The organism is Paenibacillus sp. Y301 (assembly GCF_059445505.1).
Window position 1 is genome coordinate 379,115 of sequence record NZ_JCAIUL010000001.1, and the last position, 13,775, is coordinate 392,889.

Consider the following 13,775-nt stretch of genomic DNA (forward strand, 5'->3'; position numbering starts at 1 on the left):
AAATGAGCGAATGAGGTCTATATGTGTAATAAATATTTAATTATAAATCAAGTCAATAAAAAAATAAACAAAAATAATATTCGACAGGAGGAATTGGAATTTGGATGTCGAAAGTTATGTTAAGAGAGGATAAAGATCACAGCTTGCCAATTATCCAACAGAAACTAAGGAGGAACCAACAGTGCAGAAAATTGAAATAATGTTAGCGGATGATAACAGAGAATTTACAAATTTGCTTGCCGAATACATATCGGAGCAAGAGGACATGGTTGTTACCGGAATCGCCTATAATGGTGAGGAAGTGCTTAATATGATCAATGAATCTCGAAAAGCACCAGACGTTCTCATCTTGGATATCATCATGCCGCATCTGGATGGCCTTGGGGTACTTGAACGCCTGCGTGAGATGAATATCTCTCCACAACCAAAGATAGTTATGCTGACAGCATTCGGCCAAGAGAACATCACTCAAAGAGCTGTACAGCTAGGAGCATCGTATTACATTTTGAAACCATTCGATATGGAAGTTCTTGCGAACCGTGTTCGCCAATTGGTGGGTCAACAGAATGTGAATTCGCCAAGCATGTCGATGTCTAACAACAAATCTAATGTACTTCCTTTAGGAAAAGGAAAAAATTTAGATGCGAACATTACATCCATCATTCATGAAATCGGCGTTCCTGCACATATTAAAGGATATCAATATTTACGGGAAGCCATCACCATGGTGTATAACAACATAGAAATTTTGGGAGCCATTACAAAAACTCTTTACCCGGCTATTGCTGAGAAGTTCAAAACAACACCATCACGCGTAGAACGTGCCATTCGTCATGCCATTGAAGTAGCTTGGACACGCGGCAACATCGACTCCATCAGTCACCTGTTCGGCTACACGATCAATATTAGCAAGTCTAAGCCAACGAACTCAGAATTCATCGCGATGGTAGCGGATAAGCTTAGAATTGAGCACAAGGTGTCTTAAGAGTATATTACGTTTGACTTAGTGGTGTATTTAATCATAAGACGGAAGGATGAATTTATGCAAAACCCCCATCAGGGTTAGTAAAGATAAGTGGGACGTTTGTCCGTTGAATAGCGGATGAGCGTCTTATTCATTTAACAAATGTATCTGAGTAAATACTACAATTAGCATCCACTGAACGTGCAAAAATACCCCTCACCTTAATTGGTTGGCAGGGCTTTTTATTCTCTTCTGCACTTTTAGCTTTTTCGTATGCCTCATCCTTGCCCTCACTTTTTCCTTCATAAGTCATTTCAAACATCGCTTCAATCCATTCCAGCTGAGTCAGATTACATCATCATGACGGGATTTTAAGATCATGCATTAGCTCTTCTATGCATTCATCCTTTATGTAAATCCTTCTTAGTTCTTCCATTTCATTTTATAGTCAGGTGCTGAATCCAGCGAAGTTTTACTAACTAATGTTTTACGTGGAGTTAGTGGTGCGTCCACACGTGTTTTATGTATAAGTTCCACTAACATAGCATTGTTGAATTTTAAATATTTGAGCATTGATGCGAAGGCAAAAAACAATAACCCTGAGATAGTTCCACTGATCCACCATGTCAAAGCGAGTATAAAGTGGAATTCTTCATTACCCTTAATCAAATTAGCTACTGGATTGCCTTGCATTCCATACATAATCCCTAAAATTATCCCACCAAGAATAGATATGATACCAAGAGCATTGAGGATCTTAGTCAAGAATAACCCCTCCATAAATAGATTTGGCTTTAGTTTATCAGAATTAGGTAAATGTTGCCATATAAAATTATTATAACCAAAATTCATTCTATATGACATCGTACCCATTTTTCGTAATATTGAAATATTCACTTAATCCTGTTAATTAAAGTGATTTCTATAGGACAATTAAACAAATACCGCTAATTATTGGGTTTGAGATGAAAAAACCAATAATTAGCGGTATTCTTCTTGACGCTACCCACTCATTTTTTAAGAAAGAGCTTCTGTACTCCTGTGATGAGTAAATATATGGCGAATAATGTGATGAGTGTAACAGCCCATGCATAATCTTGGACAATAAATGTGAGAGAGGATAAGACAATGAATAGGAGGATGCGAATGATACCTTCACGTTTAGTACGTGATTGGAGTGGATTAGATTTTTTTTGATTATTTTGCTTTTTATTAGATTGCTTAGACATGTTATAACCCCTTTAAGATATCGTTGACTGTAGACAATAGGATACCTTATGGCGTGGGGAAAAGAAAGGCGATGACACTTATGAGTATAATCATGTAAGTTATAGAGACTTTTCTTGACTTCTAGTTTTTTGATTCTATAATTTTATTACGACTACTAGGAGGAACAAATATGTCTAAGACTTATTCACGTACGTATATTGAGAATGTGAAGATTGAGATCATGAATAGATTGGGATTAAAGAAGGTGTTTTTTAAGGAACAGATCGGTGAAAGTTTAATTTATGAAGCGTTGGGTTTTGATCGAGGGACTGAGCATCGATTTTGTGTTAGACCCAAAACGGGAACTATTGATGAATTTATATCTGGTAAATGGATGAAAGTACGCAATTTTAATATTAAAAGTGGCAATCATTAATTCTGGTATTTTATGTAAATATTTTAATCTTGAATAAAATTTATAAGTGTGTATAATTCAAAGGAATTATATATTTAAAATGTTTTCTAGGGTTCCGCATCCATGTGGTTGGTCTGGACCGAGAGAAGACTCACAGCGAGAGCTGTGTCACGGAAGGATAAAAGCCTGGGAGAAACTGTTTAACAGTTATCTCCTAGGCTTTTTTTTGTTATTCAAGGAAGTAAATAAAACTGGAGGTGTTTTAGTAATGAATACAACCTGGATTAAAGTATTTGTTGCCGCTTTTTTCGAAGTCTTTTGGGTGATTGGCTTGAAACATGCATATGACTTTTGGACTTGGACAGGGACGGTTATGTCAATCATCATTAGCTTTTATTTTATGATCATAGCTGGACGAAAACTTCCTGTTGGGACGGTATATGCCGTTTTTGTTGGGATGGGTACTGCCGGAACAGTCATTTCCGAAGTCATATTCTTTGGTGAATCTTTTCAGGTGGTCAAAGCATTTTGGATTGTACTCTTATTATCAGGGGTCATTGGTTTGAAATTAGTTACAAAAGATCAAGACCAAGAAGGGGATGGGTCATAATGGCGTGGATATCTTTAATCTTAGCGGGGTTATTTGAAATGTCTGGTGTTGCTATGATTAGCAAATTTCATAAGGAGCGTAACTGGCGATCATTCAGTGGGTTACTACTCGGATTCGGCGCAAGTTTTCTATTTCTAGCATATGCCATGCAAACCCTACCGATGGGGACAACGTATGCCATTTGGACAGGAATTGGAGCGTCTGGTGGAGCAATATTAGGAATGCTGCTATATGGTGAATCAAAAGATTGGAGAAGAATTGTTTTGATAGGTATAGTTCTCATTTCCGCCATAGGATTAAAGCTCGTCTCGTGATAGTGTATTAGGATCTACCTTAAAACGAGAATGTTTGTTCCTAATTAGGAATTTAGAAGGTATTTACCATGCCAAATCCTAGGTGTTATTATAGAATGGCGGTAGGCTTTATGACAATCAGTATGTTTAGCTTGGAAGTAGGAGGAATGACATGATAGAAATAACGGAGTCTGGGATAGATTCGCTTGCGCCTAATAGCGCAGCCATTAAGAATGGGCATGATCTGGTAAGAAAGGGAAAATTCCTGCAACTACATCAATCACAGAACAAGGAGGTGCTGTTTGGGACATGTGCGGGTAGCGGGAAAACGCCTTATTTACCTTCTGCTGACTTCGCCATACCTGACAAACCTGTCATGCGATGTACCTGTCCGAGCCGACAGATTCCCTGTAAGCATGTGCTGGGCCTGTTGTATGCTCATGTTGAAGGAACAGTCTTTACAGTAGCGGACGTGCCGGAGGACCTTGCTGCTAAGCGTGATAAAGCAGAGAAAAGAGAAGAGAAAAAGGCAAAGGAAGCAGTGGAAGGGACCTCTTCTAAGCCGAAGAAAGTGAATAAATCTGCATTGAAGAAGAAAATTATATCACAGTTAGAAGGATTGGATGTACTCGAAAAGCTGACAGATACGCTAATCCGCCGTGGTCTAGGAACGATGGATGCGAAAGATTTGAAAGTGATTCAGGATCACATCAAGCAGATGGGAAGCTATTATTTAGCAGGTGCGCAGACACAATTACGCAGGCTATATCTGCTATTGGCTGCGAAAGAAAATATCGAAGATACATACACGTATGCCTCTGAACAATTAGCCATTATTCATGCTTTTATCAAGAAGGGCCGGATTCATTTGAATAATAAGTTGGAAGATCCTGATCATACGCTTGATCATGAGACAACAATTGAGGAATGGCTTGGGCATGCCTGGCAGCTGACGGACTTGAAGGAAGCAGGGCTTGTAAGCGGGCAAACGGAGTTAATCCAGCTCTCCTTCCTCAGCTATGATGAGCAGGCTCGCCAAGAATATGTAGACAGTGGTTATTGGATCCAGATGGATAGTGGTGAGATCCACCGCACCGTCCACTACCGTCCTTATAAAGCCGCGAAGCTGATGCGCGAGGAGGACAGCTTTTTCGATGTTGCAGAAATCCCAATATTGTATCGCTATCCCGGAGAAATGAACTGTCGTGTGCGTTTTGAAGAGATGAGAGCAAGACCGGTATCAGAGTATGATATGTCACGTATTCGTGAATTTGTAGCACCTTCCTATGCTGAGGCCATTAAAAAAGTGAAAAATCAGATTAAAAATCCACTCAGCGATCCGAATCCGGTGATGTTATTATACGTGCGTGAAGTATGTCAAAACGAAGAAGGGCAATATGCCATTCGCGATGAGTCCGGACAAATGCTTGGATTACATGATCACTATACGGAGCCAACGGTGTCGCTCTTAAGATATATGTCAGATGAGGTACTGCATAATGTAGCTATGCTTGTGATGTTTGAACATCAACTAGACAGCGGACGCTTACTCGCACAGCCGCTCAGCATCATTACCAATCAGGAAATCATTCGATTACTATACTAGATGTTTTGATTCAGAGGAGGAAAGGACATGAGTACCGCACTTCTGCAAGAGCTAAACGAGGAACTCAGACGTATTTATATAGCAGGAAGCGAGCTGGCTACGGGTGATTTTCGTTTGAAACGAATTCTCCCCCAATTTCAACAGTTAGGGGAGCGCGCACCGGTTTTTAAAAAATTGGGTGAAGGGATTCAGGCGCTGATCGAACCTGATTCGAAGTGCACGGCGGAATCTGCCAGACAACTTCAGGATTTGAACGTATTACTTCTCTCTGTGCTGCACACTCAAGGCACGACGTCATTGAATGGAGAGCTGATGGCAATAAGAAACCAACCAATCCACTTACATGCCCGCTTGTCTTATCGGAAGTTATCGGCTGTTAGAGCCGCCTTAACGACAAGAGGCGGTGGACGCTATGAGATTATAAAAGAAGCTTATCAAGAAGGAGTGTTTCTGGATCTCCGGCTACTTCCGCTTGCTATAGAGGCGTTGAATGATCCTTATGTAGAGATCGCAGAGTTTGCGATGACGGATATTTTGCCTTCCTATGGTGCAGAGATTGTACCTTATTTGCAACAAGCCTTTGATCCGGCAGGGGGCAAGGTAGAGTCGCGGAAGCTGAAGGTGATCGCGAAGAATGGCGGTGTGGAAGTACTTGAAGTGATCTTCGAATCGGCGTCTTCGGGTTCAGATGAAGTACGTACGACAGCGATACGTCTGTTAGCTGGTCATGATACGTACGAGAAGGCCGTGCTTGATTGGAGCCGTGACAAGAAAAAGGGGATACGAGAGGCAGCTTATGATGCCCTGGCTGCTAGTGATTGGGAGAGCGCAATCGATCGTCTTTATGAAGCATCCACTGGGAAAGACTGTGAGCTCGTCAATCCAGCCTTGGCTCGAAGCCATTCGGTTGTACTCACCGAGCATCTGGTCCACGATTTCGCTAGGGAGCTTCAATCGCTTCATGAAGTAAGTAATGATAAAAATAGGACTGAGGACATTTGGACGAAGGTAAAACGATATTTATGGGCACTCCACCATAAAGAAATCCCAGCGCTTGAAGTGTTATACCGTGGGGTCTTAGAGCAGTATGAACTGTATATGTATACTTTAGGCTGGACATTCCTCGTCAATGAAGCAACGTTGTATATGAAAAAAGTAGACTCCGAAGAAGCCCGTCAGCTTCTGATAGATAATGTAGAGCAAGATTTAAAACGAACGGTAAACAGCAGTTCTTATGCTAATGAAGTGTTCAGTAAAGCACAATCTATATTGGCACCAAATCGAGTGTATGAAGAGTATGTGAGTTTACTACTTGAAGGATTCGAAGCTACTCCAGTTAGCCGAGTTGCGAAACGGCGAAAACGGCTTCTGGAAACGATCGAAGATCTCGTCATTTTCCGTAAATATAGGGTCTATGAACAAATATGGGCTTACAACGAAGAGAATTCGTATACCTATCATGTCGAAATGTTGCCACAAATCTCGATGTCGAATGCCTGGGATGTCCGATGGTTGCAACACTTTGTTGAGCAGGATGTACTTGCGTTGGTATGCGCCTTTGCTCGACCAGGGGATGAACAAGTGGTGAATTACTTGCTTGGCAAGCTTCAGACCTCTCCAGAGTTTCGCAATCGGTATGCTAATCTGACGGTTATGGGACTTGTGCGTGCAGAGACGAGAGACTACGTACTTCATGAAGCTCTCATGCAAGCCATGGAAGACGAACGTAATATCGATTGCCACGAAATAGAGCCTTTCCTTTTCGAACAGCTGTGTCAACTTCCTGTAAGTTTCGCTGAACGCATTCAAGCCGTACTTCCTAAATTTCTACACAGAGCCGAAGAACAGCTTCATTATATCCTGAACAACATGCAGTCTATTCATTCATAAAGGAGTGGTACAAGTGAGCACTGAACAAGCTATGCAGGATGTAATGCGTCAACCATCGGAGCTACTTTATCATGAAGAACTGAAAGCGTTAATTCGTGAAGATAAAGGTAAGGTTCCAGCAGGATGGCAGATGTCACCTCAATCCGTTCTGAAATTTATCGTAGGTGGAATAGCGGGTAAACAAGTTATCTCTCCGAAATATATCGGTAATCAACGACTTATCGAGATGGCAATTGCAACGCTTGTCACGGATCGGGCTTTGTTACTGATCGGGGAGCCTGGGACAGCAAAATCTTGGCTTTCTGAGAACCTTACTGCAGCCATTTACGGTAATTCCGGTCTGGTCGTGCAGGGAACTGCAGGCACAACGGAAGAACAAGTCCGTTATTCTTGGAACTATGCTATGTTGTTGGCTCAAGGGCCTACACCGGAAGCAATTGTGCAAAGTCCGATTATGCGTGCGATGGAAGCCGGAGGTATTGCCCGATTTGAGGAAATCTCGCGCTGTGCTTCAGAAGTGCAGGATGCTTTAATATCTATTTTATCGGAAAAGACGATATCGGTACCTGAGCTTGGTAAGGAAATGAATGCGCGCAAGGGATTTTCAATCATTGCTACAGCCAATACAAGGGACCGTGGGGTTAATGAGATGTCCACAGCACTGAAACGACGATTCAACATTATCGTCTTGCCAGCACCAGCAGATCTGGAAACGGAAATTGAAATTGTGAAAAAACGTGTTGCAGAAATCGCATCATCCTACGATTTACAGGCAGCCGTACCCGCAGATGAGGCACTTCAGAAGGTCGTTACGATCTTTAGGGAGTTGCGAAGTGGCATGACGCTCGACAAGAAAGAGAAGATCAAATCACCAGCCGGTGTAATTTCGACGGCAGAAGCTATTTCACTACTAACGAATAGTATGGCACTTGCTGCGAGCTTCGGTAATGGAGAAATGACAGATGAAGATTTGGCAGCAGGATTGCAAGGGGCGATTGTAAAAGATGACGACAAGGATCGGCTCGTATGGAAAGAATACCTAGACAATATTATGAAAAAACGTGGGGCTAGTTGGCGAGGGCTGTACACAGCCTGTAAGGAGATTAATTCGTGAATGGCGTAAGCGGAGATGGCGTACATATATTTGGTGTGCGGCACCTGTCCCCGGCCGGGGCCAAGCATGTCATAGACTATCTATCGCATATCCAACCTACGGCAGTACTTATCGAGGGTCCTTCTGACGCAACGCCGGAAATAATCCATTTAACCAGTGGTACAACGAAGCCACCCGTTGCCATTCTCGCTTTTACAGAGGAACTGCCCGTGCGAACGGTGCTTTGGCCATTTGCGGTGTACTCACCAGAGTATCAAGCAATGCTGTGGGCGCGCAAGCAGGGAGCTCATTGTGCTTTTATCGACCTACCTTCTTCTTCCACCGTCTGTTTGCAGGATGTACGTGGCGCAACATTGGATGTGGATGAGAAAGTTGAGGACAGTGAAGAAAAACGTGAAAAGGAATCTGTAGATGTTGAAGATGTAAAAGAGGTCGATTACACTAGAGAATCCGTATATGATCGTATTGTAGCACTTTCTGGAGAGTCTGATTATGATGCTTACTGGGAACGAAACTTTGAACATAATTTGAATGTAGATGCCTACCGCGAAGCAATCCTCGCTTTTTCCAATCATATGCGTGAGTTGACTGAAGAGAAAGAGCGAAGTGAGGAAAGACTGGAATACGCGTACAATACTGTACGGGAGTCCTATATGCGTCGGCAAATTGTGGACACCATTGCAGCAGGACATGAACCTGGTAACATTGTCGTGATCTGCGGTGCGTATCATGCATCTGCATTAACTGATCTTTCCAGATGGATGAATGATGAAGAAATACGATGTTTACCATCGCGCAAAACTAAACTGACGCTTATGCCCTATTCGTACTATAAGTTGTCCTCTCTTTCGGGGTATGGGGCTGGCAACATCGCCCCCCATTATTTTGAAATGATGTGGAATCGGATGGTTAATGGTACGCTAAGTGACCTTCCACATCACTATTTATCAATTATTGCAAGCGATATGAGAAACAGCGGAACATACCGCTCTACAGCTGAGATCATCGAAGCGGTTCGTCTGGCTGAGTCTTTGACAGCATTGCATGGAGGTAGCGCACCAACACTTCAAGATCTGCGTGATGCAGCGAAGACGTTGCTCGGGCGAGGAGAATTGTCACCTGTGGCGGAGTCACTTGCACGCACGGATATCGGAACCGCTATGGGGGAACTGGCGGAAGGCGTAAGTCAGACTCCCATTCAGGATGACATGAACCGGCAGTTGAAAAGACTGAAGCTGGACAAATATAAGTCTACGATCGCGAATGATCTAGTACTAGACTTGCGTGAGAATCGAAGAGTTTCATCAGAAGAAGCCGCATATCTAGATTTGAATCGTTCGTTTTTGTTTCATCGCTTGAAGTTACTCGGTATTCACTTTGTGAAGGAAAAATCGAAGTCCTTAGAACAGGCAATATGGGCGGAACATTGGGTAGTACAGTGGTCACCCGAGGTGGAGATTCAAGTGGTTGAATCGACGTTACTTGGCGAAACAGTAGAGGTAGCTACAGGTTATGTGCTACACCAACGTTTGGAAAGCTGTAATACTATGGATGAAGCCTCTGTACTGATCCGTACCGCCTATGAGTGTGGGCTGATCCATCAGATGGAAGCAGGAAGGAAAGCGCTTCAGCGTCTTTCGGTAGAGAGTCAGGATGTTGTTCGAATTGCAGCTGCAGGTAGAGAGTTATCCGGGTTGATCCGTTATGGGGGTGTTCGCCTGATAGATACGGCCCCTTTGGTACCACTTTTGCAACAACTGTTTATGCGTGGTTGTCTTTTCTTATACGACGCCAGTCAATGCAACGATGAAGTGTCGGATGCTATGATTATGGCGATGAATGAAATGAATAATATTTCGGGCGAACATAGTGAAGAAGTAGATGAATCATTGTGGATTCAGGAACTTACTCGTCTGTCCGATCGGGATGATTGTCATCCACGCCTGTCTGGCCTCGCTTGTGCGATTTTGTTAGAGAGAAATGCTATATCTGCTCAACAATGTGCGCAAGAAGTATCGCGTCGGCTATCTCCTGGTATACCAGCTGACTTGGGTGCCGGATGGTTTGAAGGCTTAGCTATGCGCAACCGTTATGCTCTCTTGTCTCGAATGAGTCTCTGGGAACAATTAAACGTATATATCACCTCACTTAAGGATGAAGAGTTTGTGCGTGCTCTCGTGTTTTTACGACGAGCCTTCAGTTTCTTTAGTCCCAAAGAGAAGAGTATGATTGCTGAGCTTCTCGGAGAATTATGGGGCGTTAACAGCGAGCAAACTGCGGAGATACTGATGGATGACTTGAAGGAGGAAGAAATTAAAATGCTAGATGATTTGAACGAATTTGATTTTGAGGACTTTTGACGATGGTAAGTTCTGTAGATCGTCGTATGTTGTCCCGTTGGAGACTTATTCTAGGTCAGGATGCGGAAGATCAACTGTCTGAATTTGGTCAAGTTGAGCAGATGGTATTATCGGATGAAGAACTAATCATGGATCGTGCCCTGGCAGCTATCTATGATCAGACCAATCAAGTTAGCGATATAGGTGGTGCTCCATTTTCGAGCTCTAGAGGAGCGGGGAAGGGGCAATCTGCACCACGGTTAGCGCAGTGGCTCGGAGATGTACGTAGCCTTTTCCCCGAGGATGTAGTGTCTGTGATCCAGAACGATGCGATGGAGCGTAAGGGTTGGAAACAACTATTGTTAGAACCTGAAGTGTTAGCTAGTATTAAACCAGATATTCAGCTTGTAGGCACCTTATTGTCATTGAAGGGGCAAATACCTGAACAAACCAAAGAAACGGCCCGTATGCTTGTAAAGTCTGTCGTAGATGAGCTGATCAAGCGAATGGAACAAAATATTCAAAGGGCAGTGACTGGAGCACTAAACCGAAGACAACATACACCACTCTCTTCATTAAGCGGCATTGATTGGAAGCGGACGATTCAACGCAACCTGAAAAACTATGATGTCAGCTTGCAGAGGATCATTCCTGAGAGATTTTATTTCTATGACCGAGCAAGGAAGAACAAAGAGTGGACTGTCATCATCGATATCGATCAGAGTGGTTCTATGGCAGAATCAGTGATTTGGGCATCGATCATTGGGTCCATTTTTGCAAGTATTCCGGCACTGGAGACCCGTGTCGTTGTATTTGATACAGAAGTCGTTGATTTGACTGAGCAATGTGCCAATGATCCCGTGGATATGCTTTTCGGCATTCAGCTTGGTGGTGGAACTGATATTCATAAATCAGTAGCCTATTGTGAGCAATTTATAGAGGAACCGAAAAAAACACTGTTTATCCTTATTTCGGATCTCTATGAAGGTGGCAACCAGTCGAAGCTCATTCGGCGTATGCGGGAGATGAAGGAGTCCGGTGTCAAAACGCTTTGTTTGCTAGCCTTGTCGGATGAAGGAAAACCATTTTATGATGAACAGGTTGCGAAGGCTTTCTCCCGTGACGGTACTCCAACCTTTGCTTGTACCCCAGCACTTCTTCCTCAGCTAGTAGAGGGAGCATTGAAGGGGCAGGATTTGACAGAGCTTTCCATAAGACTAGGAACCAAAGGAATTTAAGAGCGACATTAAGTTTGATTTTAAGCATAACCTATAAATACCACTTCTTTTTGGATTATTCGTAACCCCCAAAAGAAGTGGTATTTGGTATACCTAATTTCATGGAAAAAATGACTGCTGACAAATATCAGAAGCCATTGTGGACAGTAATTGCTTGTTATATTAATGCAATGGCTAATAAAGTGAATAAACTTAAGGTCAATATTTGATTGCCTGGGTAATAAAAGGCAGATGTGTGTACTTTATTTCTAGGAGAGTCCGTTCTCAAATAAACATTTTGGCTATCTACGCCGGTTACTACTCCTTCATGCGTGTATCCATTTGTCGTAAGAATACGCACTCTACGATTCATACAACTCAAACAGTTATAATATGCCTCCACTGTTGTCAGCCTCCTTTCATGTCATAGGTCATTTTATGAGTTATATGACTAGCTTGTGTCGGCTAAGTTACCTGTGGCGTAGTGAAGATATGAATGAAATCGAATATTGTAATCTTAAATAGGGCGATGTTTAAGGAGCTTTATAGTAACGGGGAACATTGTTAGTGAATAGATTATTAAATAAGGAATATTGTCAGTGTTGTGCATACTTTGAAAATACAATATAGGGTGGGAGGAAGAATGAATGACTCCCGTGGGGAAAAATAAAAAACAGCAAAATAATTCATCCAAAAAAAATAAAACATCGAACTCGACGGTCTTGGACTCATTGCAGGGACATAACTTAGAATTTATTGTGGCTGCGTTACTTGTAACAGGGAAATTAAGAGTCGATGCAGTTCAAATATTTAGAGAAGCAACCATGATTGTGAGTTTAGTAGGTCAATATAATACGTTGAAAAAAATGAATAACACGAATAACGCCAATATGAATAATTTAATTGATTTCATTAACAATAATGCCAACTTAACTGTAGCTGAGCTTGTTCAGGCCATGGGTGGAAATACTTGATGACCACAAGGAAAGAGGTAAAGTCAATGAGTGATCAGAATTTTGATGGTACTTTTTTCGCCGAGAGTGTAGTTGTTATTATATTGGTTGTGTTATTTGTTTTTGGTTCTTCAGATATTGAAGGGCTAAGTGCTACACCAACAAGAGATTAGCATATTTTATATGTAAAGTATGGATAAGCACCTCGCTAAGGGTGTTTTTTTCTTGAATAGAGACAAAATAAAAAAGTTACAATCTTTTTTCTGGAAACTTTGCTAAAATGAGCATACGATAAGATATATTAAATCCCTACACCATGAAAGGTGGATTGACATTGAAATCTAAGAAGTGGGTCATTGTGACCACGGCTGCTTGTGTATTACTTGGAACTTCTGTCATAGCTTTCGCATCGAATCCAATTAAATTAATTATAAATGGAAATGAACAAGTAACAGAAACACCACCACAAATTATAAATGGACGAGTTATGGTACCTTTAACGACCATTACAGAAGCGTTCAATAAAATAGGTTCTTATAACGCGAATTCAAAAGAAGTTGAAATCAAGGATTACGAAAAAAAGGTCATTTCTGAATTAGATCATATTGTAATCACTGGCAAGGAAGGGGAGAGTGGGGATTATGAAGAATTAGAAATCACTACTGATCAATTCAGTAGAGCCTTAGAAGGGTACACTGTAACGAACCCAAACTATGTTCCAGAGATTCATACGGTTGATTTGAACGGAGATGGAAATAAGGAAATTGCGATTATTTTAACTAAAGGATATGGAACAGGAGTCTACATAAGCGAACTTCACTTAATTAATGGTGATTCAGGCTCGAACATTCCTGTCGAGGATGCGATCATTGCTATAAAAAAACAGTTCACAGGAAATGTGACAAGTAAAGGCATTGAATTGGTTGTAAATGGTCATCAGACCTTGATTACGAATGATAAGTTGAGCACAGAGAGGGAGCACTGGTTCAAAGAGCCTGTAATCGGTAATATTATTCATTATTATGTTGAAGACAATATCATAAAGGCTTCTGCGGCTGTACAAGTTTCTCCAGGTGATTTCATTGGGGAGTTAGAGATTGAATATAGGGTTAAGAATGGAGTCTATATAGCAGGGGAGGCTATCTTCTCTCAAGACGAAGAATAG

General features: G+C 41.9%; 16 protein-coding genes and 1 riboswitch. Of the genes, 12 read left to right on the top strand and 4 right to left on the bottom strand.

Annotated features, from left to right (window positions below; genetic code table 11):
* Positions 1–181: 181 nt before the first annotated feature.
* Positions 182–985 (top strand): sporulation transcription factor Spo0A, encoded by an 804-nt coding sequence (gene spo0A / locus AC1D69_RS01830; RefSeq protein ID WP_495454436.1) that lies wholly within the window; start codon positions 182–184, stop codon positions 983–985.
* A 130-nt stretch (positions 986–1,115) separates the two neighbouring features.
* On the opposite strand, the gene AC1D69_RS01835 is transcribed toward spo0A, so the two are convergent.
* The 3 genes from AC1D69_RS01835 to AC1D69_RS01845 form a co-directional block, all read right to left on the bottom strand.
* Entirely contained in the window at positions 1,116–1,286 is a 171-nt protein-coding gene (locus AC1D69_RS01835) for a hypothetical protein (protein WP_495454437.1), read from the bottom strand.
* Between the two features lie 101 nt (positions 1,287–1,387).
* Positions 1,388–1,729: a hypothetical protein gene (locus tag AC1D69_RS01840; protein WP_495454438.1), complete on the bottom strand. Its 342-nt coding sequence runs from the start codon at positions 1,727–1,729 to the stop codon at positions 1,388–1,390.
* Positions 1,730–1,974: 245 nt separating this feature from the next.
* On the bottom strand, positions 1,975–2,193 hold the full coding sequence (locus AC1D69_RS01845) for a hypothetical protein (RefSeq protein WP_495454439.1): 219 nt from the start codon (positions 2,191–2,193) through the stop codon (positions 1,975–1,977).
* A gap of 170 nt (positions 2,194–2,363) precedes the next feature.
* Here AC1D69_RS01845 and AC1D69_RS01850 point away from each other — a divergent pair, with 170 nt between their 5' ends.
* The 8 genes from AC1D69_RS01850 to AC1D69_RS01885 all read left to right on the top strand — a co-directional run bounded on the left by AC1D69_RS01850 (position 2,364) and on the right by AC1D69_RS01885 (position 11,678).
* Positions 2,364–2,609, top strand: coding sequence for a hypothetical protein (locus tag AC1D69_RS01850; protein WP_495454440.1), 246 nt, complete (start codon positions 2,364–2,366; stop codon positions 2,607–2,609).
* Positions 2,610–2,684: 75 nt separating this feature from the next.
* Positions 2,685–2,783: riboswitch (guanidine-I (ykkC/yxkD leader) on the top strand.
* A 73-nt stretch (positions 2,784–2,856) separates the two neighbouring features.
* Positions 2,857–3,198 carry a DMT family transporter gene (locus AC1D69_RS01855; protein WP_495454441.1) on the top strand — a complete coding sequence of 114 codons (342 nt, stop codon included), beginning with the start codon at positions 2,857–2,859 and terminating at the stop codon, positions 3,196–3,198.
* Entirely contained in the window at positions 3,198–3,512 is a 315-nt protein-coding gene (locus AC1D69_RS01860; protein ID WP_495454442.1) for a DMT family transporter, read from the top strand. The genes AC1D69_RS01855 and AC1D69_RS01860 overlap by 1 nt, the downstream gene beginning before the upstream one ends.
* Before the next feature lie 151 nt (positions 3,513–3,663).
* The gene (locus tag AC1D69_RS01865; protein ID WP_495454443.1) at positions 3,664–5,097 is read left to right on the top strand and encodes an SWIM zinc finger family protein; all 1,434 of its coding nucleotides are present in this window, start codon (positions 3,664–3,666) and stop codon (positions 5,095–5,097) included.
* A gap of 27 nt (positions 5,098–5,124) precedes the next feature.
* Positions 5,125–6,987 carry a HEAT repeat domain-containing protein gene (locus AC1D69_RS01870; RefSeq protein ID WP_495454444.1) on the top strand — a complete coding sequence of 621 codons (1,863 nt, stop codon included), beginning with the start codon at positions 5,125–5,127 and terminating at the stop codon, positions 6,985–6,987.
* Positions 6,988–7,018: 31 nt separating this feature from the next.
* Entirely contained in the window at positions 7,019–8,101 is a 1,083-nt protein-coding gene (locus AC1D69_RS01875) for an ATP-binding protein (RefSeq protein ID WP_495454742.1), read from the top strand.
* Entirely contained in the window at positions 8,098–10,461 is a 2,364-nt protein-coding gene (locus tag AC1D69_RS01880) for a DUF5682 family protein (protein ID WP_495454445.1), read from the top strand. The genes AC1D69_RS01875 and AC1D69_RS01880 overlap by 4 nt, the downstream gene beginning before the upstream one ends.
* Positions 10,462–10,463: 2 nt before the next feature.
* Positions 10,464–11,678: a VWA domain-containing protein gene (locus AC1D69_RS01885; protein ID WP_495454743.1), complete on the top strand. Its 1,215-nt coding sequence runs from the start codon at positions 10,464–10,466 to the stop codon at positions 11,676–11,678.
* Positions 11,679–11,835: 157 nt separating this feature from the next.
* Here the strand turns inward: AC1D69_RS01885 and AC1D69_RS01890 are convergent, their stop codons facing one another.
* On the bottom strand, positions 11,836–12,060 hold the full coding sequence (locus AC1D69_RS01890; protein ID WP_495454446.1) for a hypothetical protein: 225 nt from the start codon (positions 12,058–12,060) through the stop codon (positions 11,836–11,838).
* Positions 12,061–12,304: 244 nt separating this feature from the next.
* Between AC1D69_RS01890 and AC1D69_RS01895 the strand changes: the two genes are divergently transcribed.
* The 3 genes from AC1D69_RS01895 to AC1D69_RS01905 all read left to right on the top strand — a co-directional run bounded on the left by AC1D69_RS01895 (position 12,305) and on the right by AC1D69_RS01905 (position 13,775).
* Positions 12,305–12,631 (top strand): hypothetical protein, encoded by a 327-nt coding sequence (locus AC1D69_RS01895; RefSeq protein ID WP_495454447.1) that lies wholly within the window; start codon positions 12,305–12,307, stop codon positions 12,629–12,631.
* 26 nt (positions 12,632–12,657) lie between these two features.
* A complete protein-coding gene (locus AC1D69_RS01900; protein ID WP_495454448.1) occupies positions 12,658–12,783 on the top strand; it encodes a hypothetical protein in 126 nt (41 codons plus the stop codon).
* 161 nt (positions 12,784–12,944) lie between these two features.
* On the top strand, positions 12,945–13,775 hold the full coding sequence (locus AC1D69_RS01905) for a stalk domain-containing protein (protein ID WP_495454449.1): 831 nt from the start codon (positions 12,945–12,947) through the stop codon (positions 13,773–13,775).

Bases quoted from the DNA above. Each gene is read 5' to 3' on its own strand.
- AC1D69_RS01850 (WP_495454440.1), top strand. From the start codon at position 2,364: ATGTCTAAGACTTATTCACGTACGTATATTGAGAATGTGAAGATTGAG.
- AC1D69_RS01865 (WP_495454443.1), top strand. From the start codon at position 3,664: ATGATAGAAATAACGGAGTCTGGGATAGATTCGCTTGCGCCTAATAGC.
- AC1D69_RS01860 (WP_495454442.1), top strand. From the start codon at position 3,198: ATGGCGTGGATATCTTTAATCTTAGCGGGGTTATTTGAAATGTCTGGT.
- AC1D69_RS01875 (WP_495454742.1), top strand. From the start codon at position 7,019: ATGCAGGATGTAATGCGTCAACCATCGGAGCTACTTTATCATGAAGAA.
- AC1D69_RS01900 (WP_495454448.1), top strand. From the start codon at position 12,658: ATGAGTGATCAGAATTTTGATGGTACTTTTTTCGCCGAGAGTGTAGTT.
- AC1D69_RS01885 (WP_495454743.1), top strand. From the start codon at position 10,464: ATGGTAAGTTCTGTAGATCGTCGTATGTTGTCCCGTTGGAGACTTATT.
- AC1D69_RS01870 (WP_495454444.1), top strand. From the start codon at position 5,125: ATGAGTACCGCACTTCTGCAAGAGCTAAACGAGGAACTCAGACGTATT.
- AC1D69_RS01845 (WP_495454439.1), bottom strand. From the start codon at position 2,193: ATGTCTAAGCAATCTAATAAAAAGCAAAATAATCAAAAAAAATCTAAT.
- AC1D69_RS01895 (WP_495454447.1), top strand. From the start codon at position 12,305: ATGACTCCCGTGGGGAAAAATAAAAAACAGCAAAATAATTCATCCAAA.
- AC1D69_RS01835 (WP_495454437.1), bottom strand. From the start codon at position 1,286: ATGTTTGAAATGACTTATGAAGGAAAAAGTGAGGGCAAGGATGAGGCA.
- AC1D69_RS01855 (WP_495454441.1), top strand. From the start codon at position 2,857: ATGAATACAACCTGGATTAAAGTATTTGTTGCCGCTTTTTTCGAAGTC.